Genomic DNA, 24,236 nt, shown 5'->3' on the forward strand with positions numbered 1-24,236 from the left:
GTCCCCGCTACCAAAACGAAGGGGCCCGGTACTCGTCCGAGTACCGGGCCCCTTTCGTGTCCCGGTTTCTTTTTCCGGCCGGCCCGGCGCGCCGCGGGACCTCCGGCGCCCGCCGGGGCGCCCGGCCCGCAGGTCGGCCGCGGCCCGGAGCGGGGGCGGCGGGGCGGCCCTCCGGAATTCCGGTGCCGGGGTCCGTGCTCCGGTGCGGCCCTCCCCCCTGTCCGGGTGGCCTCGGACACCTTCGCGGGAAACGATTTGGTGTGCGGTTCGGATTCGCGCTACTGTGAAGACACACCGACGCGGGGTGGAGCAGTTCGGTAGCTCGCTGGGCTCATAACCCAGAGGTCGCAGGTTCAAATCCTGTCCCCGCTACCAAAACGAAGGGGCCCGGTACTCGATCGAGTACCGGGCCCCTTTCGTGTCGGACCTTTTCCCGCCCCCGGGCCGGACCTCAGCCGACCGGGCGGGTGCGCCCCTCCTCGATGGCGATCCTGCGGTCGGCGGCCGCGGCCACCGAAGGCTCGTGGGTGACGATGACGACCGCCGTGCCCCGGGTGCGGGCCTGCGCCAGCAGCTGCTCGATGATCTGATCGCTCGTGGTGCCGTCCAGGGCGCCCGTGGGCTCGTCGGCGAGCACCATGGCGGGTTCCATGCTCAGCGCCCGCGCCAGCGCCACACGCTGCTGCTCACCGCCGGAGAGCTGGTGCGGACGGGACGTGATCCGGTCCCGCAGGCCCACCGACTCCAGGAGGCGGCGGCCGTGCGCGCGGCGCCGGGACGCCGGCACCCCGCCGAGCACCATCGGCACGCACACGTTGGCCAGCGCCGTCCGCCGCTCCAGCAGGTGGAAGGTCTGGAAGACGAACCCGATTCCGGCGTTGCGCAGCCGGGCCCGGCCGCCCTCGCCCAGACGGGTCACGTCGACGCCGTCGAAGACGTGCTCGCCCCCGTCGGCGGCGTCCAGCAGTCCGATCATGTTCAGCAGCGTGGACTTTCCGGAGCCGGAGCGGCCCACGATCGCCACCACCTCGCCGCGCCCGACCTCCAGCGAGCAGTCGGTGAGCACCGGCAGGTGCCGGCCGTCGACGGTGAAGGACTTGTGCAGGCCGCCGACGCGCAGCAGCGGCTCTGCGCCCCGCATCAGTAGCCCTCCGTCCCGGCCCCGGCGTCCGCGTCGTCGCCGGCCCCGGGCACGTCGAAGTCGCCGTCCAGCGGAACGGGGTCCATGACCTGCTCGCCCTCCTCCAGGCCCGAGGTGACCTCGATCACCTCGCCGTCGGTGATGCCGAGTTCGACGTCGCGGACCTCCTCGGTGCCGCCGTCGCCCACCACCGTGACCTGTCCGGCCTCGGTGCCGCCGCGCACCGCGGTGACCGGCACCAGCAGCGCCCCGGTGGACGAGCCGGTGGTGACCGAGATCTTGCCGGTGACCCCGGAGAAGACCTCCATGTCGTCGGGGACCCGGCAGGTGAGCTGGGCGGTGGCGTCCCCACCGCCGGAGTCGGCCCCCGGCACGCCCATCCCGGGCATGCCGCCGTCCTCCTCCGCGGAGTCACCGGAGCCCCCGGTGTCGGAGGAGGCGTCCTTCTCGCCGAGCGCCATCAGGTCGCACTGCTCGGCGGGCGGCCCCTTGTCGATCTTGAGGGTGATCTCCTCGGGGTCGTCGTAGAAGCGGTACAGGTCGTTGGGCGGGATCTCCGCCACGGCCCGGTAGCGGCCCCCGCTGATCGAGGCGACGGCGGCCCCGGGGTCCACCGGGTCGCCTTCGGCCAGGCCGTTCAGGTCCGCCACCTTCCCGGAGACGGGGGCGGTGAGCTTCACCTCCCGGGTCTGCGGGACCGTGTCCCCGGCGTCCTCCCCTCCGGCGCCCTGCCCGCCCGTGGCGGGGGCGCCGTCCTGGACGCGCACGGTCGCGACGGGGGCGCCCTGGTCCACCTCCTGGCCGTCGCCGACCCACACCCGGGTCACGGTCCCCCCGCGCTTGGACACGACCTCCTTGGCCGGGTCCTCCCGCACGACGGCGTCCAGCACCAGGGTGTCGGTGATGTCACCGACCTCGACCGGCACCGCGGAGGACTCCTGGGCGGGCCCGCCGCCGGGGCCCGCGGGTTCGGCGGCGGACCCGCCGCGGCCCCACACGACCCAGGCCGTGCCCGCGCCGCCGACCAGCACGACGGCCGCCGCGGCGGCGATGATCCATTTCCTCACGTGATCCGCTCCTCTTCACGCGGCCGTTCGCCCGGCCGCTCCTTCGGCCCGCCTGTCGGTGTCCGGACCTCGGGGGTGTTCCTCGGATCGGGCCCTAGTCGCGCAGTCCGGCGACGACGGAGGTGCGCAGCGCCCGCCAGGCGGGGATGACGCCGGCCAGCAGGCCCACACCGGCCGCGCTGCCCAGGCCCACGAGCACGCCGGAGACCGGGACGGTCACCACCACGCCGTCCGGCAGGAGGTCGGCCAGCAGCAGGTGGGCGGCGCCGGCCCCGCCGTAGCACAGCGCCAGCGCGATCACCCCGGCCACCAGGGCCACCACCACGGCCTCGGCGACCACCACCACGAACATGGACAGCCGGTCGGCGCCCAGCGCGCGGTAGACCGCCAGCTCGCGCCGGCGTTCGCGGACCGTCACCAGGCCCACGTTGAGCACCCCGAGCAGGCCCGTGGTGAGCGTGATCGCCGCGATCCCCAGCAGGCCCAGCGACAGGTAGCCGAGGACCTCGCTGATCTGCTCGGCGTCGTCCATCCGGTAGACGTGGACGGCGTTCGGGTCGATGTCGGGAGCCCAGCGCCAGGCCGAGCCGATCAAGCGCTCCTTGAAGGCCTCCGGGTCGGCCCCCTCGGACGGGACCCGCACCGAGTACTCCAAGCCTCCCCCCATGCCGGCGGCGCCCTCGGTCCCCTCGGGGAAGGCGATCTCCTGCGAGGCGGGGGCGTTGAGCAGGTAGGCGGTGCCGCCCTCGCCCGTCATGCCGTCCATCGCCGTGGCCTCCACGACCCCGACCACCCGCACGTCCTGCCAGGTGCGGCTGCCGATCTGCAGGCCCTCGAACCCGTCGGAGGACTCCAGTCGGGCGGCCAGCGTGTCGGTGACCACCAGTACGGGGGCCAGTGATTCGGTGTCGCCTTCGGTGAACCAGCGGCCCTGGGTGAGGTTCATCCGGCGGATGTCCTCCAGGCCCGGTTCGGCGACGGTGAAACCGACCTCCGCGATCTCCCGGTCGCCCTGGCGCATCCGGATGTCGCTCTCGGCCCTGAAGTCCAATGAGACGGCCTGGCCGCCGGCGCGCAGCAGATCCTCCTTGAGCGCCCCGGTGTCCTCGACCGAGGGGAGGGAGACGGCGTAGGTCGCCGCCACGCCCCAGTTGGCCTCGGAGTAGGCCACCGCGTACCGCTCGCCGACGTGCCCGGCGGTGACCACGGTGATCAAGGCGCCGATACCGACGACGATGCCGGCGCAGGACAGGATGGTCCGCGAGACGTTGGCCCGGGAACCGGCGAAGGCCAGGACGAGGCCCGAGGTGATGGAGCGCAGCAAGCCGACGGCCCTTTCCTCGGCGGGGTCGGGGGACGGGGAGGGCCCGATGGGGCCTGAGGACATCATCGCGGCCGAAGGGAAGGGCGGTTCCCCGTGATGCGGGGGATTTCGGACACGGCGGGAGCCGCGGAGTCGGGTTCCAGGGTGATTGTGAGCGACTTCTGGAATGTCCGCCTTGACGGAGCGGAGCGGCCCGGAGCCGGAAGGTGCGCCCACCCGAACTGCGCCGACGCCGGACATGAGCGGACGGAGGCGCGGCGGTGCCCGCCGTCCGCGCCGTCGTCGAGGCAGGCCCCGGGTGGCCGGATCCGGTCGCAGGGGGCCGGGTGTCCGCGATCACGCCGGGTCCTCCGGGGGCGGCGCCCGTGCGTGTGGCGCCGGTGCGGGAACCACCGCCACCGACCGCCGGTCCCGATCCCCGTCGCCCGCTCGCAGGGCGGGCAGGGCGGGCAGGGCGAAGGGGCCCCGCGGTACCGCCGGACGGTTCCTCGTCGGGCGTTCGGAAGCCGCGGGGGAGCCGCCTCGGGGCCGGGGCCCGTCCTGCGACTCCGTGCGAGACCACAGCGTCACACCGCTCGGCGCGGCCCCTTCGCAGTGGGCCCCTTCGCAGCGGGCCCCATCGCTGGAGGGCCCGGGGCGCCCCCTACGTGATCCGGAACCCGTCGCAGGAGATGAACGCGCCGTCGTCGGCGGAGGACCAGACCACGGTGTAGGTGCCCTTGCCCGGCCCGGTGTCCGGGGCGGAGGCGGCGAAGTCGCCGGGGAACTCGAGTTCGGCCCAGCCGTCGCCGTCGGCCCGGGCCTCGGCGGTGCCCGCGGGGCCGTCCGGCCCCGTCACCTCGGCGCGCACCGTGAGGTCGGAACCGCCGGAGGCGTCGCGCAGCCCGATCGCGGCCGGCGCCTCGGACACCTTCCGGCGCGGGGCCGAGGTCTCCCATTCGCCGGGCACCGCCGTGACCGCCCGTGGCTCGCATGCGGCGGCCTTGGGGGCGAACCGCATCTGCGAGGGGGCGGGCTCGGGGGAGGCCGAGGCCTGGGCGGCGTGCTCGGCGGCGATCCGGGCCTCCAGCTCGGCGGTGTCGGGGCCGGAGCCGGTCCCGCCGCACGCCGGGGCGGCCGCCAGGCACACGGCGACCAGTGCGGCCGCGGCGGCGGGCCGGGGGAAACGGCGGGGGCACCGGGACCGGCGGGGTCGTCGGGTGGCGCGGTGGTCTGCGGGCACGACCGAAGAATACTACGGAGCGTTGTCAACTGTGCTCGGAGAGTGGGAAACAGGGGGCGGTGGGACCGCCTCCCGGAGCCGCGCCCGGAGAGCACCGGCCCCGGCCCCGAAGGGCCCAGAGCCGGGTTCCATGAGCGGCGGGACCGCCGCCTACCACCGCCGGGACGATGCGGCGTCCTTCATCGCCCTCCGCGGCGCCGGCCGCGCACGTGCCCACCACTCCCTCGGGAGGCTCCGGCCCCGGGCGCTCAGACCGGGCGGACCGGGGTGGGGCCTCCGTTCAGCCAGGTCAGGACGCGGTCGTGCAAGGCGCCGTTGGTGCACACCAGGGCGCCCCCGTCGGTGAAGGTCTGGCCGCGCAGGTCGGTGGCGCGGCCCCCGGCCTCCTCCAGCAGGACCGGCAGCGGCGCGGCGTCCCACAGCGACAGCTCCGGTTCCGCGGCGACGTCCACCGCGCCCTCGGCCACCATCACGTGCGACCAGAAGTCGCCGTAGGCGCGGGTCCGCCACACCGAGCGGGTCAGGCCCAGGAACGCCTCCAGGCGCCCCTGCTGCTCCCACTCGTCCATGTCGGAGAAGGACAGCGAGGCGTCCTCCAGCTCGGCGACCTTCGACACCCAGCAGCGGGTGGCCTTGGTCAGGCTGCGTCCGCTCCAGGTGCCGCCGCCGGGCGTGGCCCACCACCGGCGGAACAGGGCCGGCGCCGAGACCAGGCCCACGACCGGGCGGTCGTGCTCCAGCAGCGCGATCATGGTGGCCCACACGGGCACGCCGCGGACGTAGTTCTTGGTGCCGTCGATGGGGTCGATCACCCACACGCGGTGGCTGTTGCCGGTCTTGCCGTACTCCTCGCCCACCACGGCGTCGCGGGGGCGCGCGCGGGACAGGACGCTGCGCACCGTCTCCTCCACCGCGCGGTCGGCCTCGGTCACGGGGGTCAGGTCCGGCTTGGTCTCCACCCGCAGGTCCAGCGAGCGGAAGTGCTGTAGGGAGATGTCGTCGGCCGCGTCCGCCAGGACGTGGGCCAGACGCAGATCATCGTCAAAGGACGCCATGGCCGGTAACGCTACCGTCCCCGGTGCGCCCCACGGCAGTCCGGCACCCCCGCGTGACCGGATCGTGGCGCGGATCGACCGGGGCGGGCGGGAGCGCTCCGGCGGGCCCACGACCTGGGCCCCTGAGCGGCGGGCGCCGGGATGGCACCATGGCCCTATGGCCACCGAAGCATCCTCCGCCGCCGCTCCTTCGCCCGCGGACGCCCCGCGCCCGGGCGACGTCCGGGAGCGGCTGCTCGACTCCGCCTACGCCGCCGTGGTCGCGGGGGGCTGGTCGCGCATGCGGATGGCCGACATCGCGGCCGGCGCGGGGGTCTCCCGGCAGACGCTCTACAACGAGTTCGGCACCAAGGAGGGGCTGCTGCAGGCGGTGGTCATCCGGGAGGCCGACCGCTTCCTGGACCGCACCGAGGCGATCGTCTCCGGCCACCCGGGGGACGCGGCCGAGGCGGTGCGCGAGGCGGCGCTGTGGACGCTGCGCGCCTCGGCCGAGAACCCGCTGGTGCGGGCGGTGATCACCGGTGAGGAGGAGCTGCTTCCGGTGCTGACCACCCGCTCGCGCCCCCTGCACCTGGCCCTGCAGGAGCGGATGAACGCCTACCTGCGCCGCCACCACCCGCGGCTGGGGGAGCGGGGCGAGGTGCTGGTGGAGGTCTCGGTCCGGCTGATGGTCTCCTACGTCCTGGCGCCGACCGACCCCGAGCGGGCGGCCTCCCGGGTCGAGGCGGTCGCCCGGGCCCTGACCGGGCCGGTGCGCGAGAACGTCTGAAGCGCTCCCTGAGGGATCCCGCGGCGGCGGCCCCGCGCGGTCGCGGCCGGCTCCGGGAGCGGGGAAGGCCGGAAGGCGCGGAACGCCCTCTCCCCGGGGTGGTCGGGGCGCCCGGGGCGGTGCGGCGGATTCCCTTTTCTCCGCTTCGCCGTGAGACTGGCAGTGTGAGTGGAACGACGAGCGGGGCGGTGGCCCGGGCCGCGGCGCCCGCACTCCTCTTCGACCTCGACGGGACGCTGATCGACAGCGTCTACCAGCACGTCATCGCCTGGCGGAACGCCCTGGCCGAGGCCGGTATCGACCTGGCCGTGTGGCGGATCCACCGGCGCATCGGGATGAGCGGCGGGCTGTTCGTCAACGCCCTGGTGCGCGAGACCGGGCGCAAGCTCACCGCCGAGCAGGTCGAGGCGATCCAGCGGGCGCACGCCGAGGAGTACCTCAAGCAGCGGGCCTCGGTGGTGCCGCTGCCCGGCGCCGTGGAGCTGCTGCGCACCCTGACCGGCCGGGGCATCCCCTGGGCGATCGCCACCAGCGGGCAGCGCCGCACCGCCGGCCACGCCCTGGAGCTGCTCGGGCTGCCCGAGGACACCCTCATGGTCACCCGCGACCAGGTGCGGTTCGCCAAGCCCGACCCGGACCTGTTCCTGGCCGCCGCCGACCGGCTGGGCGCCGACCCGCGCCAGACCATGGTCGTCGGCGACAGCGTGTGGGACCTGCTGGCGGCCCGCCGCGCCGGGGCGCTCGGGGTGGGGCTGCTCTCCGGCGGGTACGGCCGCGACGAGCTGGAGCGCACCGGGGCCTACCGGGTCTACACCGACCCGGCCGACCTGCTGGACCGGCTCGACGAGCTGGGCGTGCGCTCGGGGGACGACGCGGGCTACGACGCGGGGGACGACCCGGTGTGACCGGCGGCGGAGGGCGGCCGGAAAACCGGGTGACGGCCCGGGCGGCCTCTGCTTGCATGGGGGCCATGTCCGACCCTGACGCGCTCCGCCTGCTGGGACTGCTCAGCGCCCCCGACCGGCTCCGCGCGCTCTCGGCGCTGGTGCTGGGGGCGGCCACCGGCGAGGAGGTCGCCGCCCGGACGGGCATGACGGGCAAGGAGGCGCTCCAGGCGCTGGAGCGGCTGGAGCGCGGGGGCGTCGCCGTGCGCGAGGAGGGGCGGTGGCGGCCCCGGCCGGAGACCCTGCGCGAGGCGGTGTCCCGGGCGTCGGCGGCCCGCGCCGAGGAGCCGGTCCCGGAGGGGACCGGGGCGGAGGAGGCCGCGGTGCTGCGCTCGTTCCTGCGTGAGGGGCGCATCACTGCGCTCCCGGTGCAGCGGTCCAAGCGGCTGCTCGTCCTCGACCACGTCGCCCGCGCCTTCGAGCCCGGGGTGCGCTACCGCGAGCCCGAGGTCAAAGCGGTCCTGCGCGCGTTCCACTCCGACCACGCCGCACTGCGCCGGGCCCTGGTCGACGAGGGGTTCCTGGACCGCGACAGCACCCGCTACTGGCGCTGCGGCGGCACCGTGGACCTGTGAGCCGCACGCCGGTCCGCCCGGGACCCCCTCTCACGAGGGGCTGCGGTTCCCGGCCCCGTGGGCGGGGGCGGGGGCGGAGTCCGGCACCGGGAGTCAGGAGGGGCCCGCCGCCGGTCGGTGCCCGGGGCCCGCGCGGCTCAGGCGGTCTCTTCGCCCGTGCGGCTGGCGAGCAGGCGGCGCAGGGAGGCGACCCGGGTCGGGGCCAGCCTCCCGTCGGACGCCCACGCGTCCAGGGCGCAGCCCTCGGCGTCGGCGGTGTGCGGGCAGCCCGGCGGGCACTCGGCGACGGCCTCCTCCAGGTCCGGGAAGCCCGCCACCACGTCGTCGGGGTCGATGTGCGCCAGGCCGAAGCTGCGCACCCCCGGGGTGTCGATGATCCAGCCGCCCCGGTAGGGCAGCGCCACGGCCGACGTGGAGGTGTGCCGCCCCCGGCCGGTCACCGGGTTGACGTGCCCCACCGCCCGCGCGGCCTCCGGAACCAGCCGGTTGACCAGCGTCGACTTACCCACCCCGGAGGAGCCCACGAGCACGCTGGTCCGGTCGGCCAGCAGGTCCTCCAGCTCCGCCGTGTCGCCGTCGTGGCCGGTGACCACGTGGCGCAGGTCCAGCGAGGCGTACTCCTCCAGCAGGGTGTCCGGGCGGGCCAGGTCGGCCTTGGTCAGGCACAGCACCGGGTCGAGGCCGGCGTCGTAGGCGGCGACCAGGCAGCGGTCGATCAGCCGCGGCTGCGGGTCGGGGTCGGCGAGCGCGCACACGATGACGAGCCGGTCGGCGTTGGCGACGATCACCCGCTCCACCGGATCGGTGTCGTCGGCGGTGCGGCGCAGCACCGAGGCGCGGCCCTCCACCCGCACGATGCGGGCCAGGGTGTCGGGGGTGCCGGTCAGGTCGCCCACCAGCGCCACCCGGTCGCCCACCACGATGCTGCCGCGCCCCAGCTCCCGGGCCTTCATCGCGGTGACCTCGCGGCCCTCGACCAGGCAGCGGTAGCGGCCCCGGTCCACGGCGGTGACCATCCCGGTACTGGCGTCCTCGTGCTTGGGGCGCTTGCGGGTGCGGGGGCGCGAGCCCCCGCGCGCGCGAACACGGACGTCGTCCTCGTCCAGGTGGCGACCGCCGCCCCTCACGCCAGGACCTCCGCCCACAGCCCGGGGAAGTCGGGCAGGGTCTTGCCGGTCGTGGCGATGTCCTCCACCTCCACACCGGGGACGGCCAGGCCGATGACGGCGCCTGAGGTGGCCATGCGGTGGTCCTCGTAGCTGTGGAACAGCCCGCCGTGCAGCGGCCGGGGGCGGACGACCAGCCCGTCGGGCAGCTCCTCGGCGTCCCCGCCCAGGCGGTTGACCTCGCGCACCAGGGCGGCGATCCGGTCGGTCTCGTGGCGGCGCAGGTGGGCGATGCCGGTCAGCCGTGAGGGGGAGTCGGCCAGCGCGGCCACCGCGGCGACGGTGGGGGTGAGCTCGCCGACGGCGCGCAGGTCGGCGGTGATGCCGTGCACCGCGCCGGTGCCGCGGAACTCCAGGCCCGCCTCGGTGAAGGCCGCCTCGCCGCCCATCCGGGTGAACATCTCGCGCAGCGCGTCGCCGGGCTGGGTGGTGCTGCGGGGCCAGTCCCGCACGGTGACGCGCCCGCCGGTGACCAGGGCCGCGGCCAGGAACGGGGCGGCGTTGGACAGGTCGGGCTCGACGGTGACGGCGGTGGTGCTGATCGTGCCGGGGGCGACCGTCCACACGTCGGGCTCGGAGGTGTCGACCGGGACGCCGGCCTCGCGCAGCATCTCCACCGTCATGTCCAGGTGGGGCTGGGAGGGCACGGGCGGCCCGGAGTGGCGCACCTGCACACCCTCCTTGAACCGGGCGCCGCTGAGCAGAAGGGCGGAGATGAACTGGGAGGAGCCGGAGGCGTCCAGCTCCACGCGGCCGCCGCGCAGCGCGCCGGTGCCGCGCACGGTCATCGGCAGCGCGCCGCGGCCGCCGTCGTCGATGTCGGCGCCCAGCGCGCGCAGGGCCTGCAGCAGCGGGCCCACCGGCCGCTCGCGCGCCCGCGGGTCGCCGTCGAAGTGCACGTCGCCGTCGGCGAGCGCGGCCAGCGGGGGGACGAACCGCATCACGGTGCCGGCGTTGCCCACGTCGAGGCGCACCGGGCCGCGCAGCGTGGCCGGGGTGAGGGCCCAGTCGTCGCCGTCCTCGCGCACCCGGGCGCCGAGGGAGCGCAGGGCGTCCGCCATCAGCTCGGTGTCCCGGCTGCGCAGGGGGCGGCGCACGGTGGCGGGCGTGTCGGAGAGCGCGGCCAGGACCAGGGCGCGGTTGGTCATGGACTTGGACCCGGGCAGCGCGACCTCGGCGTCCACGGGGCGTTCGGCGGTGGGCGCGGGCCAGTGCGGTGCGGATGCAGGCATGACACCAGCCTAGCCGCCGGGTGCGGGGGGCCTGCCGGGTTCGTCAGGTCGCGGCGTGCGAAGCTGGCCGCCCGGGGGACACGGTCACGGCGACGGGAGGCCGGTGATGGCGGCAGGAGCGCGTCACAGGGACAAGGAGCACGGCTACGAGGTGCGCGTCCGGTGGACGGGCAACCGGGGCGAGGGCACGGCCTCGTACCGGGCCTTCGGGCGCGACCACGACGTCGAGGCCGAGGGGCGGCCGCTGCTCAAGGGGTCGGCCGACAAGGCGTTCCGGGGCGACCCCGAGCGCTGGAACCCGGAGGACATGCTGGTGGCGGCGCTGAGCGAGTGCCACATGCTCTCCTACTTCGCCCTGGCGGTGGGCGCCGGTGTGAACGTGGTGGCCTATGAGGACCGGGCGACGGGGACCATGGTCACCCACGCGGACTCCAGCGGCGAGTTCACCGAGGTCGTGCTGCACCCGGTGGTGACGGTGGCCGACGCGGCGATGGTGGAGCGGGCGCGGGAGCTGCACGACAAGGCGCACCGGGCGTGCTTCATCGCCAGGTCGGTGAACTTCCCGGTCCGCAACGAGCCGGAGATCCGGGTGCAGGAGGGGTAGGCGGCGCGCCCCGCCGCTTCGGACGGAGGAGGCGGTGCCCCAGGCCGCGCCGGCCCAGGCCGAGGCGTAGGCCGACGGCAAGCTGCACGTCTACACCGGCTACAACCGGACCGGCTGGTGCGACGCGTGGGCGGGCAACGCCAAGAACTGGGGCGACTGCCGCAACCGCGTCTCGTCGCTGTGGAACAACGGCTACCCGGGCAGCTACGACGACGTCTGGGTCTACTGGGGCCTCAACCACTCCGGCGCGCGCCGGGGCGTCTACAACGGCGTCGTCCTGAACAACCTGAACAAGTGGGACTTCGACGCCAACACGGGCGCGGGCTCCGGGCAGGCGCTCAACAACAACATCTCCTCCCACCAGTGGACCAACCTCCCCTGGCGCGGTGTCCGGGTCGGCCGACCCGGCCGACCCGGCCGACCCGGCCGCCACGCCACCGGGCCCCGGCGTCCGCGCGTCCCTTCGGCCGGGCGCCGGGCCCCGGCCGCCCCCGGGAGCACTGCCCGCCACCCGCACCGACACCCCCGTTGATCTCGGGGAAGTCGGGGTAATACCGGCGAGTATTACGCCGACTTCCCCGAGATCAACGACAAGGAAGGGGGCGCGCAGCCGGGGCGGGGCCGCCGATCACGCCGCAGCGGCCGCACCGCTCACACGGGCGAGGCCGAAGGTTCCACCACTCCAGCGGACACGACCGAAGTGCGGCGCACCGTCCTCGACAACCTGCCCGAGGGGTACGAGGAGGGCATGGACTTCGGGATGATCGGCTACCACGTCCCCTTGGAGCGCTACCCGAAGACCTACAACGGCCGTCCGCTGGGCTACGCGGGACTGGCCGCCCAGAAGAACCGCAACGCGCTGTACCTGATGGGGGTCTACGGGCTCGAGCAGGAGGAGTTCCGCGAGAAGCGGCCGGCGACGGGCAAGCGCCTGGACATGGGCAAGGCGTGCGTGCGCTTCACGGGGCTGGACGGCGTGCCGCTGGACGTCGTCGCCCGCTGGCCGGTCGACGACTTCATCGCGCGTCACGAGGAGCTGCGCGGCGCTCGACGGTGACCGGCGGGCGCGCCCGTGCACTCGGCGTTCTCTCGGTGCCCCGGCCGCCGCCCGCCTCGCTCAGGAACCGTCCGGCACTTCGAGGAGCTGGAAGCCGGCCCCTTCGGGGTCGACGATGGCGGCGATGGTGAACCCCCCGAGGACCATCGGGCCCATGACGGTCGTGCCGCCCGCCTTGTTCGCGGCGGCGACGGCCCCCTCCACGTCCGTGGTGGCGAAGTAGGGGATCCAGTGGGGAGGGATGTCCTGCGGGTAGCCCTCGTCGCCTCCTTGGTCGAAGACGCCGCCGAACCCGGTGCCGTCCAGGCTGAGGACCCGGTAGCCCGAGCCCTCGGCGAGGTCCCAGCCGAAGAGGCGGGAGTAGAAGGCGGAGGCGGCGTCGACGTCGCGGGTGTGCAGGTCGACCCAGCAGAGCGTGCCGGGATCGCCCATGGCCTCGGCCCCGGTGAAGTCCCTGGGCTGCCAGAGCTGGAAGGCGGCGCCGGTGGGGTCCACGGCGACGGCGAAGCGGCCCTCGTCGAAGACGTCGAGGGGGCCGAACAGGACCGACCCGCCGGCGTCCCGGACGGTCTCCAGGCTCGCGTCGACGTCGGCCACCCGGAAGGAGACGTTCCAGGCGACCGGCTGGTCTTCCCCGTACAGCGGGGTGACGGCGGCGACGCGGCGCCCGCGGAGCGAGGCGATCGTGTACCCGCCGGCCTCGGGGCGGGGGTCGGTGGCCAGGTCCCACCCGAACACCTGCGCGTAGAAGTCCCCTTCCCGAGCGGTGTCCTGCGCTCCCAGCTCGACCCAGCACGGCCCGTTGACCATGGGTTCCGTCGTCATGGCAGGTTCTCCTCCGTCAGCGGTGGACTCGTGCCCGGATGCTAGGCCGCGGGGGCGACATTCCCCCGGGAGGCGCGCCGGGAGCAGTCCGCCGGGGTCAGAACCCCTCCTCGGCCCGCTCCCGCAGCCGGTCCAGCTGCTCCCAGTGCCTCTTCGTCGCCCGTGGGAGTTTGCAATACGGACCCTTAGTGCGCGGACACGTGAACGGCCCCGCCCGGGGGTGGGCGGGGCCGTCGGTGCGCGGTCAGGCGTCGAGCTTGCCGGCGATACGCGTGACCAGGTCCTGTAGATGGGACATCCCGGTCTTGAGGGTGCTGACGTCGTCCTTCAGAGCGCTCACGTCGGTCTTGAGGGTGGCCACGTCGCCCTTCAGAGTGTGCACCTCACTCTGGAGTTCGGCCTGTCCGGATTCGAGGCTGTCGAGGCGGCCTTCGACCGCGTCGAACCGGAGGCCGATCTGGCGGAACCCCTCGCGGGTCTCGCGGCGGTGCTCCATGAAGGCGTCCGCGAGGGAGTTGATCCGGTGGTCGGTGTTGAGCTGCTGTGCCTGAATGCTCCGCTTGTCCACGGAGCGTTCGATGAAAGCGGCTTCGAGGTTGGTGAGCCGCTGTTCGAGGCTGGGCATCGGGGTTTCCCCTTCCGGAGGGAAGCAGGTGGTCACAGGTTAGCCGTGATGCTGAAGGAGGGGGCGCCCTCGTGCGGGGCTGTGGAGAACCGTCGGGTGCGACGTCTCCCGGGCTCTGCCGCCGGCCCGGGGGGGGCGTCCCTCAACCTCGCCCACTTGTCGGTACCTGTCGTCTGACGTCATATCCCGTTAATGGCCGTCCGGGGGTGAATAACGTCGTCCCATGGAGATCGATCTCGAGGGGGCGGGAGCCGCTGTACGAACAGATCGCGGCCGTCGTGGCGGTCCGCATCGCCGATCGGACCTACGAACCCCGGCGCAGGATCCCCTCGGAGGCAGCGCTGTGCGAGGAGTTCTCCGTCTCCCGGCCGACGGTGAGGGCGGCGGTGAAGCTCTTGAGCGACCAAGGGCTCACCGTGACGGTGAGGGGCAAGGGCAGGTTCGTCGCGGAGACGAGCGCCGGGCATGACGACTGACCGTCAGCGGACGGCCACGGGCAGAGTGCGGCGGTGAAGGCGCCCTCATTGCGGACTCACGTCGCGCTCCAGCCGGACCAGCGGAAGACCTCGATCAGGATCACGGGGCCGGTCGGAGGGGCGGCCCGGTACTCGCGGTAGCGGTCGAGCAGCTGTGCCAGAGCGCGGTCCCTCGGTTCGCCCTCGTGGACGACATTCGCCGTCCCGTCCGCCCTCGCCCACCAGAGCCGGCTCCACTCGTCCGAGTACTCGTCGGCCAGCAAGCAGACCTTGGGGTTCTGTTCGATGTTGGCCAGGCGCTTCAAACGCATCGTCGACTTGGGCTTGTGGTCGATCGCGATCGCCGCGGTGTCCCCCTCGACCGCGAACGTCACGGGGACGCAGTGCGGCTGTCCGTCGGCCGAGACCGTGGCCAGCCGCGCCACCCGGCTCTCGATGAACGCCGTGCGGGCCCGTTCGGATGTCCATCGCACCCGCCGACCATCGCACGGGGAGCGGCCCCGGTTCCAGGAGGAGCGTGTCCGGGGCCGCGTTCAGGGGTGAGCCGGTCAGACCCCGACGCCTCGTCGCATGGCGCGGGTGCCGAAGGTCAGGCCCAGTGCCGCGACGGCGGCCGCCGACAGGGCGCCCCAGGCGATCGCCGGGTCGGTGAACGACCCCGCGAACAGGGTCCGCATCGCTTCGGCGATGTGGGTGACCGGGTTGACCGCGGCCACCGTCTGGAGCCACTGCGGGCCGAAGTCCATCGGCAGCAGCACCCCCGACAGCAGCATCAGCGGGAACACCGCCAGCTGCGTCACCCCGTAGAACAGCTCACCGCTCGGGGCCGACACCATCGCCAGCAGGAACGACAGCGCCCCCAGCCCCACCCCGAACACCGCGAGCAGCAGCAGTCCCGCCAGCACGCCCAGCGGGTACAGCTCGAAGCCCAGCGGGATCGCCAGCAGGACGATCAGCACCGCCTGCACCAGCAGCACCGAGAACTCCTTGAGCGCCCTTCCGATCAGCATCGCCGTGCGGTTCAGCGGGCTCACCAGCATGCGCTCCATCGCGCCGCCCAGCAGTTCCACGAGCAGGTTGTAGCCGGCCATCATCGGCCCGAACAGGCACAGCATCACCAGCACCCCGGGGACGAACCACTGCCACGAGCCCCCGGCCGCGCCCTCGGCCGAGCCTCCTCCCGCGCCGACGCCTCCCAGCAGCGGGCCGAAGAAGAAGAGCAGCAGCAGCGGCTGCCCCATCGTGAACAGCATCCCGAGCGGGTCCCGCACCGACGGCGTGACCTCCCGGGTGTAGACGGTCGCCACGTCCCGGACGAAGGAGGCGGCGGCAGGGCGGGCGGGCCCGGAGCCGGCGGCGGTCGTGGCGGACAGGGACGGTGCGGCCATCAGGCGGTCTCCTCTTCGTTCAGGCTCCGGCCGGTCAGGGCCAGGAACACGTCGTCCAGCGTCGGCCGCACCCCTCGCGCGGCGGCGATCTTCACCCCCGCCACGTCCAGGGCGCCGAGCAGTTCCGGCATCGCCGCGTCCGCGTTCGGGACCGTGACGGCCAGACCGGTGCCGGCGGGGCCGGAGGGGGAGGGGGCGGCGGAGCCGGCGAACCGGGCGGCGATCTCGGCCGCGCGGGCGGCGTCGGCCGCCTCCCGCAGCGTCAGTTCGATCCGGTCGCCGGCCATGTCCGCCTTGAGGCCGTCGGCGGTGCCGTCGGCGATGGTCCGGCCCCGGTCGACGATCACCACCCGCTCGGCCATGCTGTCGGCCTCCTCCAGGTAGTGCGTGGTCAGGAAGAGCGTCATCCCGCTCTCCTCGCGCAGGCGCAGGACGAACCCCCAGACCTCGGCCCGGCTGTGCGGGTCCAGCCCGGTGGAGGGCTCGTCCAGGAACAGCAGCTCGGGCTCGTGCACCAGCCCCAGCGCGACGTCCACCCGCCGCCGCTGCCCGCCGGAGAGCGTCGTGGGGGTGCGGTCCGCGAACTCCCGGAGCTCCAGGCGGTCCAGCAGCTCGTCGGCGCGCTCCTTGGCCCGTGCCCGGGTCATTCCGTACGCCTTGCCCTGCGCCACCAGTTCGTCGCGGACCCGGTGGTGGTCGGAGGCGGCGTTCTTCTGGCTCACGTAGCCGATGCGCCGGCGCACACCCGCCGGGTCGTCCGCGATGTCGCATCCGGCGACGGTCGCCGTCCCCGACGTCGGCGGGAGCAGGGTGGTGAGCATGCGCAGCGTGGTGGACTTGCCCGCGCCGTTCGGCCCGAGGAAGGCCAGCAGCGTTCCGGCCTCCACGTCCAGGTCGAGGCCGCGGACGGCCTCGACCCCCGGCCTTCCGCGCTTCTGCGCGAAGGTCCTCGTCAGTTTTCGGGCATGGATCATGGCCCCTCCTCAAGGGGTGGCTCGGTTCGGATGGGAGCAGGCCCGTGCCCGCTTCTCGGCACGGCGATGGGCCCCCGTTCGGGGGTGCTCGGCTCGGAAGGGTCTTGATTCTGACCCGGGAAAGGGCGGAAGGCAAACGCGAACACACGTCTCACGTTCGCTCTGACCTGCGGAAATGCGGAAACGCGAACGTGTCTTCGTGGAAGTTTCCATGGCGGACTTCCGGCAGGTGGGAATGGCCACGGGAACCGGGGAATCCGCTGATTCGCAGAAGGCCCGGAGCCGAGTGCGGTCACCGCCGCGTGTTCGGGGGCTCCTCATCGTCGCCGGGGGCGGTTTCAGGTCCGTGGTCGTCGTAGAGGTGGACGCCGTCGGCGAGGTCGTGGGCGCGGCGGGTGAAGTGGTCGGTGTCGAGGAGGGACCGGTAGGGGCGGCCGGCGCGCGGGGGCGGGTCGTCGAGTTCGGTCAGGAAGCGGCCGATGTCGGGCTGGACGAGGGTGGGGGCGTGGTCGGCGTCGCGGTCGCGGGCGGTGGCGATCCAGAGGGTGTCGGTGCGGCGGATGGCGCAGCGGTGGCCGTAGTGGGCGCGCAGGAGGTCCAGGAGGGGGTCGCGCTCGCCGGTCACAGCAGGCCTCCTCGGAGGGCGGCCAGGACCCGGTGCAGGTCGCGGGCCATGTACTCCTCGATTGAGCGAGGGAAGCGGTTCTGCCTGCGGGAACACGCGGTGAATCTTGACGAGTTCCTGGAAGCCGGGAACGAGGTGGTCCGCATATGGACTCGGATGAACAGTCCGGACAGGCTGCCGGATTGGTTCTATCGGGTCCCTGAATTGGAACGTGAGGCTTCGGAGATCCGAGAGTTCCAGCCGCTTCTCATCCCTGGACTTCTCCAGAACAGGGCTTATGCTCGGTCGCTGTTCCGCGCCTCAAGACCGTGGGCTCGGTCGGCTGAACTAGAGCGAATGATCGAGGCGCGCGTCGTCCGTTGGGGCCTGCTGGAGGATGACGATCGCCCCCTTCTGTGGTTCGTGCTCAGTTCCAGTGTGCTCACCAGCCCAGTGGGGCCGAGGGAGTGCATGATCGAACAGCTCGATCGGCTCTCGGCGCTGGTCGAAGACGAGAAGATCTACCTCCAGGTACTCCCCGCGGACGCGCCTGCCGCTCCTGGCAGGGACGGCCCCTTCAGGCTTTATCGCTTTCCCGACCGGACGACGCTCGCGTCGGCGGAGTACATGACCGGTGAGAAGATCATCGACGACACCGAACCTGAGAAGCTTCGGCACTGCGAGATAGTCTTCGGTGCTCTCCAGGCGGCTGCTCTTCCGAGCACTGATGCGCTGGATCAGATAATGAAGGCGAGGATTGCGTTCCAATGACATGCGACAAAGCCGCGTGGCACAAGAGCAGCTACAGTGGCTCGTCGGGGAGTTGTGTCGAGGTGGCTGAAGCGGAGATCGTCCGAGTGCGTGACACCCAGAACAAGCACCTCGGCCACATCGAGTACACGCCCGGTGCCTGGGTGGCCTTCCTGGTCGGCGTCTGCGGCGGGGAGCTCTGACGCCCCGCGGTCCCGGTCTCGGCCGGGGCCGCGCGGATTCCTCCCGGGCAGTGCCAGACTTGTCCTCATGTGCGGACGTTTCGCCAGGGCCAGGAACGCCCACGAGCTCCAGCTCGCCTTCGACTTCGCCGAGGCTCCCGACCCCTCGGGACCGAGCGACCCCCGTTCCCGGCCTCCCCTCGAAGAGCTTCAGCCGGACTACAACATCTCCCCGGGCAAACACGTCTACGCCGTCCTGGGCACCCCGCCCAACGAGGCCGCGCAAGGGGTCCCGCCCGGTCCGCGGAGTCTGGCCTCCTTCCGCTGGGGCCTGGTCCCCTCCTGGGCCAGGGACGCCAACGTCGGCTTCAAGATGATCAACGCCCGCAGCGAGACCGTGGCCGACAAGCCCGCCTTCCGCTCCGCTCTCGCCCGGCGCCGCTGCCTGCTGCCCGCCGACGCCTACTACGAGTGGCAGCTGCTCCCCGACGCCGCCCCCGGCACCTTCGAGCCCGGCACGTCCCCCGCCACCGACCCCGGCCACAAGCGCCGCAAGTCCTCCTCGAAGAAGAGGCCCTTCTCCGTGGCCTACGCCGACGGCGAGCCGCTGGCCCTGGCCGGCCTCTTCGAGCGCTGGCGCGACCCCGAGGTCCCCGAGGAGGACCCCGCCGCCTGGGTCTGGAGCTGCACCGTCGTCACCACCCAGGCCGTCGGCGGCCTGGAGGAGGTCCACGAGCGCATGCCGGTCGTCGTCCCCCGCCGGGAGTGGGCCTCCTGGCTCGACCCGGCCGCCGGGTTGGCCGACGTCCAGCGCGTCATGGCCTCCACCCCGGTCGCCGACTTCACGGTGCGCGAGGTCTCCACCGCCGTCAACAGCATCAAGAACAACGGCCCTGAGCTGCTGGAACCGCCGTCCTCCGACGCCGCGGGCGAGGAGGAGACGCTCTTCTGACGGCTCCCGGGCCGGGGCCGGACCGGGACACCGCCGGGCCCCGGGGGTGGATCGGGGCGCCGCCGCCTGGTTAAGGTGGCTGCGGTCATATGATCGCCGCGCTACTTCACGCGCGGTGCACCGTGACGACGGTGCGTGATTGGACAATCGCAAACACGCGGGAGCTCGCGCCTTGGCGGGCTGAGAGGGCGGCTGCCTCCAGAAGGCGGCGGTGTCGCCGACCGCAGAACCTGTTCGGGTAATTCCGACGTAGGGAGGCGTGCCTTGACGGCGCTCGACGACCGTGACGTCCGACACTCCGTGACCACCGGGCCCATCAAGGGCTCGAAGAAGGTCTACCAGGAGGTCCCCGACCCCGATGGCGGGTCGGTGCTGCGCGTTCCCCAGCGCAGGGTCGGTCTCAGCAACGGCACCCACTTCGACCTGTACGACACCTCCGGCCCCTACACCGACGACGACGCCGACATCGACGTGCACGCCGGCCTGGCCCCGGCGCGCGCCGACTGGATCGCCGCGCGCGAGCCGCTCAACGGGGCGGTCACCCAGCTGGCCTACGCCAAGGCCGGGACGATCACCCCCGAGATGCGCTTCATCGCCGCCCGGGAGGGGCTGGACCCCGAGTTCGTCCGCTCCGAGGTGGCGATCGGCCGGGCGGTGATCCCCGCCAACCGCTGCCACCCCGAGTCCGAGCCGATGATCATCGGCAAGAACTTCCTGGTCAAGATCAACGCCAACATCGGCAACTCCGCGGTGACCTCCTCGGTCGCCGAGGAGGTGGAGAAGATGGTGTGGGCCACCCGCTGGGGCGCCGACACCGTGATGGACCTGTCCACCGGCAAGCGGATCCACGAGACCCGCGAGCGCATCCTGCGCAACTCCCCGGTGCCCATCGGCACCGTGCCCATCTACCAGGCCCTGGAGAAGGTCGACGGCGACCCGGCCAAGCTGAGCTGGGAGATCTACCGCGACACCGTCATCGAGCAGGCCGAGCAGGGCGTGGACTACATGACGGTGCACGCCGGCGTGCTGCTGCGGTACGTGCCGCTGACCGCCCGCCGCACCACCGGCATCGTCTCGCGCGGCGGCTCCATCATGGCCGCCTGGTGCCTGGCCCACCACAAGGAGAGCTTCCTCTACACCCACTACGAAGAGCTCTGCGAGATCCTGCGGGCCTACGACATCACCTTCTCGCTGGGCGACGGCCTGCGCCCGGGCTCCATCGCCGACGCCAATGACGAGGCGCAGTTCGCCGAGCTGCGCACCCTCGGCGAGCTGACGCACATCGCCCGCGCCCACGACGTGCAGGTGATGATCGAGGGCCCCGGCCACGTGCCGATGCACAAGATCGCCGAGAACGTGCGCCTGGAGGAGGAGCTCTGCGGTGAGGCCCCCTTCTACACCCTGGGCCCGCTGGCCACCGACGTCGCCCCCGGCTACGACCACATCACCTCGGCGATCGGGGCGGCCCAGATCGGCTGGCACGGCACCGCGATGCTGTGCTACGTCACCCCGAAGGAGCACTTGGGCCTGCCCAACCGGGACGACGTCAAGACCGGAGTGATCACCTACAAGCTGGCCGCCCACTCCGCCGACCTGGCCAAGGGCCACCCGAGGGCCCAGGAGTGGGACGACGCCCTGTCCCAGGCCCGCTTCGAGTTCCGCTGGCAGGACCAGTTCCACCTGGCCCTGGACCCGGAGACGGCGCAGGCCTACCACGACGAGACGCTGCCCGCCGAGCCCGCGAAGACGGCGCACTTCTGCTCCATGTGCGGGCCGAAGTTCTGCTCGATGAAGATCACCCAGGACGTGCGCCGCTACGCCGAGGAGAACGGCCTGTCCACGGTGGAGGCCATCGAGAAGGGCATGGCCGACAAGTCCGCCGAGTTCGCCGACCAGGGCAAGCGCGTCTACCTGCCGGTGGCCGACTGACGGCCGCCCCGGTGCGGGGACGGCTCATCCCCGCACCGGGGTGAACGGCACACGGCGGGCGCGCGGGGCACGGTGCCGCCTTGCCGCCCGCCGGGCCCGGCCACCGGGGCGAGCCTCCGGGGCCGGGCGACGACGCACGACGACAGGTGAGGTCCGCGGCCTTTCCGGCGGCACTGCCGGGCACGGGGCGTGCGGGCGGCCACCGGAACGGGCGGCGACGATCGGCCGATGCCCTGTTCGCGGCCCCAGCCGGGAGAAGGGCCGCCGGCGGTCCCCGCGCTTCCCGGACAGCCTTCCAGGGGCGACCCGACGGTGTGCGATCCCCGGGATGCGATCCCCGTCGGCAGGGGCGGCCCTACTCCGGCTTGCGGGCGCTCGCCAGCAGGTGCACGCCGACGTAGTCGTCGGACTCCTCGGCGTGGAGCTCCATCTCGACCAGCCGTCCCAGCGCCCGCGGGTCGCGCTCCATCATGACCTCGACCGTCGAGGCCGACAGCACGGTGCGCGGGCGGATCCACTCGGTCTCCAGCCCGGCCCCCGACAGCATCTCGGTGAGCTGCTCGGCGGTGAAGCAGCGGGTGATGGACCCGTCCGGCCAGGGCACCAGCAGCACATCGGCCGAGGGGGCGAAGCTCAACTCGGGCCAGCAGTCCTGCTCGGCGAGGAGCGCCATCCCCAGCACCACCGAGTCCACGCACAGCAGCGCGCGGCCGCCGGGCCGCAGCACCCGGGCGATCTCGCCCAGCGCCTCCTCTGTGGCCAGCTGGCGGGAGAGCACCCTGTTGTCGGCGATGACCCCGTCGAAGCCCTCGGAGGCGAAGCCCAGCAGCGCCGCCGGGTCGCCCACCACCGGCCGCATCCGCCCCGGGGCGCGCCCCGGGCGCGGCGCCGGTGCATGACCGTTGACCAGCGACAGTGCGGGCTTGGGCGCCTGGTCGGCGCTGGGCAGCAGGGTGACCACGTCGTGCCCGGCGGCCACGGCCCGGGGTGCGCCGCGGAACTCGGGGGCGGACAGGTCGAGCAGGCGCGAGGGCGCGGCGGGCAGCCACCGGGCGAGCTGCGCCCCGGCGACCGCCCAGTAGAAGCGCCAATACGCCGATAGCGGATCGGATCCGGCGAACTGCTCCGCAGGGGAGCGCGTCGGCTCCTCAGGAAGGGCGTCGGCGGGGGCGCCGGTCCATGAGGACGCCGGGGTTCGGGCCGCGAAACCAGAGGACGGGCGCACGACACTCCTCTCCCACGTCGTCTGCACAGGTTCCTACCCGCGCCTGCGCCCGCATCACCTGCGGGAGCGCGTGCTGCGCGGGCCTTTTGCACGCATGAGGCGAGCGTACGCCCGTCGGCCGCGGAGCGGGTCCGGGACGGCGCGAAAGGTGTGCGCGGAATCGCATGCGATTCCGTTCGGCGGAATCAGCGGGGGGCGGCCGTTGTTTGCACCTCCATCACGCACCCGCACCACGGACCCGAACGCCGACCCGGAGCGCGCGGAGCGCCCCCGTCCACGCGTCCGGAGGCAACGAGGGAGGTCAGAAGCGTCCATGGCGGCAACGGGCACCTGCGGCGTCCTCGAACGGGAGACCGCCACACGGCCATCCGGCCCAAGCGTGCGCCCTGCTCCCACCGCGTCGTATCGTGAGGCGACGATGGTCACCCCACGGCGGACCGGTACAAGGAGGCAGGCGGGCTTGAGTCAGGGCCAGGAGACACTCGACGAGCGGGGGGCTCGGTTCGAGCGGGACGTGCTCCCGTATTTGGACCAGCTGTACTCGGCCGCGCTGCGGATGACCCGCAACCCCTCGGACGCCGAGGACCTCGTCCAGGAGACCTTCGCCAAGGCCTTCGGGTCGTTCCACCAGTTCAAGGAGGGGACGAACCTCAAGGCGTGGCTGTATCGCATCCTCACCAACACCTTCATCAACTCCTACCGCAAGAAGCAGCGTGAGCCGAAGCAGGCCGGTACCGAGGACGTCGAGGACTGGCAGCTCGCACAGGCCGCCTCGCACTCCTCCTCGGGGCTGAAGTCCGCCGAGGCCGAGGCGCTCGAACACCTTCCCGACAGCGACGTCAAGCGCGCGCTGCAGGAGCTGCCGGAGGACTTCCGGATCGCGGTGTACCTCGCCGATGTGGAGGGCTTCGCCTACAAGGAGGTCGCCGAGATCATGGACACCCCCATCGGGACGGTCATGTCGCGGCTCCACCGGGGCCGCAGGCAGCTCAGAACGCTTCTGGAGGAGTACGCCGTCGACCGGGGCTTCCTCTCCGGCGGGGAGCCGGGCCGCGAGTCGGTGGCCTCGGGGGCGCGCAACGACGGGGCGACGCGGGAGGAACGGCGATGAGCGGCTGCGGTGGAGAGCACGAGACCCCGTGCAGCGAGGTCCTTGAGCGGCTGTACGTCTACATCGACGGGGAGCTCGCCGACGCCGGCTGCGACGAGATCCGGCGGCACCTGGACGAGTGCCGCCCGTGCCTGGAGGAGTACGGCCTTGAGGAGGCCGTCAAGAAGCTGGTGGCCAAGCACTGCGGGTGCGACCCCGTCCCCGGCGACCTGCGGGGCAAGGTGCTGACCCGGATCGAGGCGGCCCGCGTGGACATGCAGTACCGGGAGGGCGCCGCCGAGTAGGCGGCCCCCGAGCGGATGGAGTGGGGCGGTGCCCGGTGGGGCGCCGCCCTTCGTCGTGTGGGGAGCGGGTGCGCGGGGCGCATGGGCGGGGGTGTACGGGGGCGCCGCGCCCCGGAGTGCGGAGCGGATGGTGTCCCGCCGGGTCGCTCGCGGTCCCGGCCGCAGGCGGCGACGGAGCAGCTGGCGCCCCGCTCGCGCCTGCTTGCCGGGTGGCGGGCCGCCGCCGGTCGAGGCGGGAGGGCGGCGACGACGAAGCCGGGCGGTTCCCCGCTCCTGCTGGTCGGCCGCCGGGTCGCTCGCGGTCCGGGCCGGAGGCGGCGACGGGTCAGCAGGTGCCCCGCTCGCGGCTGCTTGCCGGGTGGCGGGCCGCCGGTGGCCGGGCGGGAGGGCCGTGTCCACCCGGGGCAGAAGGTCGTGTCCGCTGGCGGGGGGGGACCCTCCGGGCCCCGGCCGCCCCCCCCGGGGGCACTGCCTGCCGCCCGCAGCGACGCCCTTGTTGATCTCGGGGAAGTCGGGGTACTACTCGCCCGTACTACCACCACTTTCCCGAGATCAACGCCAAGGAGGCGCGCACCCGGGGCGGGGCCGCCGATCGCGCCGCAGCGGCCGCACCGCTCACAAGGACGCGGCCGAGGGTTCCACCACTCCAGCGGACACGACCGCGGAGCGGCGGAGCGTAGGGCCCTGGAGCGCAGTGCGCCGCGTCTGCGTGTGCCGCCCCCGAGTCCGGTCCGGCGGCCGGTGTCGCGCCCGGT

General features: G+C 73.4%; 26 protein-coding genes and 1 tRNA gene. 13 read left to right on the forward strand and 14 right to left on the reverse strand.

Annotated elements, in window-relative coordinates; all coding sequences use genetic code 11:
* The first annotated feature begins 298 nt into the window (after nt 1-298).
* Nucleotides 299-375, forward strand: a tRNA-Met gene (locus tag C892_RS0107635).
* A gap of 76 nt (nt 376-451) precedes the next feature.
* Here C892_RS0107635 and C892_RS0107640 read toward each other — a convergent pair.
* The 5 genes from C892_RS0107640 to hisN all read right to left on the reverse strand — a co-directional run bounded on the left by C892_RS0107640 (nt 452) and on the right by hisN (nt 5,809).
* Entirely contained in the window at nt 452-1,141 is a 690-nt protein-coding gene (locus C892_RS0107640; protein WP_017556730.1) for an ABC transporter ATP-binding protein, read from the reverse strand.
* Nucleotides 1,141-2,208, reverse strand: a complete 1,068-nt coding sequence (locus tag C892_RS0107645) for an efflux RND transporter periplasmic adaptor subunit (RefSeq protein ID WP_017556731.1) — start codon at nt 2,206-2,208, stop codon at nt 1,141-1,143. The genes C892_RS0107640 and C892_RS0107645 overlap by 1 nt, the downstream gene beginning before the upstream one ends.
* A 94-nt stretch (nt 2,209-2,302) precedes the next feature.
* On the reverse strand, nt 2,303-3,532 hold the full coding sequence (locus C892_RS0107650) for an ABC transporter permease (RefSeq protein WP_017556732.1): 1,230 nt from the start codon (nt 3,530-3,532) through the stop codon (nt 2,303-2,305).
* A 643-nt stretch (nt 3,533-4,175) separates the two neighbouring features.
* Entirely contained in the window at nt 4,176-4,754 is a 579-nt protein-coding gene (locus C892_RS0107655) for a hypothetical protein (protein WP_083934337.1), read from the reverse strand.
* A 248-nt stretch (nt 4,755-5,002) separates the two neighbouring features.
* Nucleotides 5,003-5,809, reverse strand: a complete 807-nt coding sequence (gene hisN / locus C892_RS0107660) for a histidinol-phosphatase (protein ID WP_017539893.1) — start codon at nt 5,807-5,809, stop codon at nt 5,003-5,005.
* Between the two features lie 157 nt (nt 5,810-5,966).
* Here hisN and C892_RS0107665 point away from each other — a divergent pair, with 157 nt between their 5' ends.
* From C892_RS0107665 to C892_RS0107675, 3 genes are all read left to right on the forward strand, one after another.
* Nucleotides 5,967-6,578, forward strand: a complete 612-nt coding sequence (locus C892_RS0107665) for a TetR/AcrR family transcriptional regulator (protein ID WP_017556734.1) — start codon at nt 5,967-5,969, stop codon at nt 6,576-6,578.
* 164 nt (nt 6,579-6,742) lie between these two features.
* Nucleotides 6,743-7,483, forward strand: a complete 741-nt coding sequence (locus C892_RS0107670; RefSeq protein WP_026124209.1) for an HAD family hydrolase — start codon at nt 6,743-6,745, stop codon at nt 7,481-7,483.
* A 65-nt stretch (nt 7,484-7,548) separates the two neighbouring features.
* A complete protein-coding gene (locus C892_RS0107675) occupies nt 7,549-8,097 on the forward strand; it encodes a DUF2087 domain-containing protein (RefSeq protein WP_394296667.1) in 549 nt (182 codons plus the stop codon).
* A 137-nt stretch (nt 8,098-8,234) separates the two neighbouring features.
* On the opposite strand, the gene rsgA is transcribed toward C892_RS0107675, so the two are convergent.
* Together rsgA and aroA are read right to left on the reverse strand one after the other, a co-directional pair.
* On the reverse strand, nt 8,235-9,224 hold the full coding sequence (rsgA, locus tag C892_RS0107680) for a ribosome small subunit-dependent GTPase A (protein WP_017556737.1): 990 nt from the start codon (nt 9,222-9,224) through the stop codon (nt 8,235-8,237).
* Entirely contained in the window at nt 9,221-10,495 is a 1,275-nt protein-coding gene (gene aroA, locus C892_RS0107685) for a 3-phosphoshikimate 1-carboxyvinyltransferase (RefSeq protein ID WP_040685331.1), read from the reverse strand. Before aroA ends, rsgA begins: the two co-directional genes overlap by 4 nt.
* 106 nt (nt 10,496-10,601) lie before the next feature.
* On the opposite strand from aroA, the gene C892_RS0107690 reads away from it, so the two are divergent.
* Nucleotides 10,602-11,099 (forward strand): OsmC family protein, encoded by a 498-nt coding sequence (locus C892_RS0107690; RefSeq protein WP_193374752.1) that lies wholly within the window; start codon nt 10,602-10,604, stop codon nt 11,097-11,099.
* Nucleotides 11,100-11,799: 700 nt separating this feature from the next.
* The gene (locus tag C892_RS0107700) at nt 11,800-12,156 is read left to right on the forward strand and encodes a DUF1801 domain-containing protein (protein ID WP_017556740.1); all 357 of its coding nucleotides are present in this window, start codon (nt 11,800-11,802) and stop codon (nt 12,154-12,156) included.
* A gap of 60 nt (nt 12,157-12,216) precedes the next feature.
* On the opposite strand, the gene C892_RS0107705 is transcribed toward C892_RS0107700, so the two are convergent.
* Together C892_RS0107705 and C892_RS0107710 are read right to left on the reverse strand one after the other, a co-directional pair.
* Entirely contained in the window at nt 12,217-12,981 is a 765-nt protein-coding gene (locus tag C892_RS0107705) for a VOC family protein (protein WP_017556741.1), read from the reverse strand.
* 244 nt (nt 12,982-13,225) lie between these two features.
* Nucleotides 13,226-13,606: a hypothetical protein gene (locus C892_RS0107710; protein ID WP_017556742.1), complete on the reverse strand. Its 381-nt coding sequence runs from the start codon at nt 13,604-13,606 to the stop codon at nt 13,226-13,228.
* A 206-nt stretch (nt 13,607-13,812) separates the two neighbouring features.
* Between C892_RS0107710 and C892_RS0107715 the strand changes: the two genes are divergently transcribed.
* The gene (locus C892_RS0107715) at nt 13,813-14,082 is read left to right on the forward strand and encodes a GntR family transcriptional regulator (RefSeq protein WP_026124210.1); all 270 of its coding nucleotides are present in this window, start codon (nt 13,813-13,815) and stop codon (nt 14,080-14,082) included.
* Nucleotides 14,083-14,138: 56 nt separating this feature from the next.
* Here the strand turns inward: C892_RS0107715 and C892_RS0107720 are convergent, their stop codons facing one another.
* The 4 genes from C892_RS0107720 to C892_RS0107735 form a co-directional block, all read right to left on the reverse strand.
* Entirely contained in the window at nt 14,139-14,555 is a 417-nt protein-coding gene (locus C892_RS0107720; protein ID WP_017556744.1) for a TIGR03668 family PPOX class F420-dependent oxidoreductase, read from the reverse strand.
* 75 nt (nt 14,556-14,630) lie between these two features.
* On the reverse strand, nt 14,631-15,470 hold the full coding sequence (locus tag C892_RS0107725; protein WP_017556745.1) for an ABC transporter permease: 840 nt from the start codon (nt 15,468-15,470) through the stop codon (nt 14,631-14,633).
* Nucleotides 15,470-16,444 (reverse strand): ATP-binding cassette domain-containing protein, encoded by a 975-nt coding sequence (locus C892_RS0107730; RefSeq protein WP_017556746.1) that lies wholly within the window; start codon nt 16,442-16,444, stop codon nt 15,470-15,472. Before C892_RS0107730 ends, C892_RS0107725 begins: the two co-directional genes overlap by 1 nt.
* A gap of 292 nt (nt 16,445-16,736) precedes the next feature.
* Nucleotides 16,737-17,069, reverse strand: a complete 333-nt coding sequence (locus tag C892_RS0107735) for a hypothetical protein (RefSeq protein WP_017556747.1) — start codon at nt 17,067-17,069, stop codon at nt 16,737-16,739.
* A 48-nt stretch (nt 17,070-17,117) separates the two neighbouring features.
* On the opposite strand from C892_RS0107735, the gene C892_RS31585 reads away from it, so the two are divergent.
* The 4 genes from C892_RS31585 to thiC all read left to right on the forward strand — a co-directional run bounded on the left by C892_RS31585 (nt 17,118) and on the right by thiC (nt 20,861).
* A complete protein-coding gene (locus tag C892_RS31585; protein ID WP_161631982.1) occupies nt 17,118-17,819 on the forward strand; it encodes a DUF5753 domain-containing protein in 702 nt (233 codons plus the stop codon).
* Nucleotides 17,816-18,001 carry a DUF397 domain-containing protein gene (locus C892_RS0107745; RefSeq protein WP_026124211.1) on the forward strand — a complete coding sequence of 62 codons (186 nt, stop codon included), beginning with the start codon at nt 17,816-17,818 and terminating at the stop codon, nt 17,999-18,001. The genes C892_RS31585 and C892_RS0107745 overlap by 4 nt, the downstream gene beginning before the upstream one ends.
* A gap of 67 nt (nt 18,002-18,068) precedes the next feature.
* Complete coding sequence (locus C892_RS0107750) at nt 18,069-18,932, forward strand: SOS response-associated peptidase (protein WP_017556750.1); 864 nt, start codon at nt 18,069-18,071, stop codon at nt 18,930-18,932.
* 264 nt (nt 18,933-19,196) lie between these two features.
* Complete coding sequence (thiC, locus tag C892_RS0107755) at nt 19,197-20,861, forward strand: phosphomethylpyrimidine synthase ThiC (protein WP_017556751.1); 1,665 nt, start codon at nt 19,197-19,199, stop codon at nt 20,859-20,861.
* Nucleotides 20,862-21,216: 355 nt separating this feature from the next.
* On the opposite strand, the gene C892_RS0107760 is transcribed toward thiC, so the two are convergent.
* Nucleotides 21,217-22,086 (reverse strand): class I SAM-dependent methyltransferase, encoded by an 870-nt coding sequence (locus tag C892_RS0107760; RefSeq protein WP_017556752.1) that lies wholly within the window; start codon nt 22,084-22,086, stop codon nt 21,217-21,219.
* A 460-nt stretch (nt 22,087-22,546) separates the two neighbouring features.
* Between C892_RS0107760 and C892_RS0107765 the strand changes: the two genes are divergently transcribed.
* On the forward strand, nt 22,547-23,197 hold the full coding sequence (locus C892_RS0107765) for a sigma-70 family RNA polymerase sigma factor (RefSeq protein WP_017539917.1): 651 nt from the start codon (nt 22,547-22,549) through the stop codon (nt 23,195-23,197).
* The gene (rsrA, locus tag C892_RS0107770; protein WP_017539918.1) at nt 23,194-23,481 is read left to right on the forward strand and encodes a mycothiol system anti-sigma-R factor; all 288 of its coding nucleotides are present in this window, start codon (nt 23,194-23,196) and stop codon (nt 23,479-23,481) included. The genes C892_RS0107765 and rsrA overlap by 4 nt, the downstream gene beginning before the upstream one ends.
* Nucleotides 23,482-24,236: the final 755 nt, after the last annotated feature.

The organism is Nocardiopsis baichengensis YIM 90130, assembly GCF_000341205.1.
GTDB lineage: Bacteria > Actinomycetota > Actinomycetes > Streptosporangiales > Streptosporangiaceae > Nocardiopsis_A > Nocardiopsis_A halophila.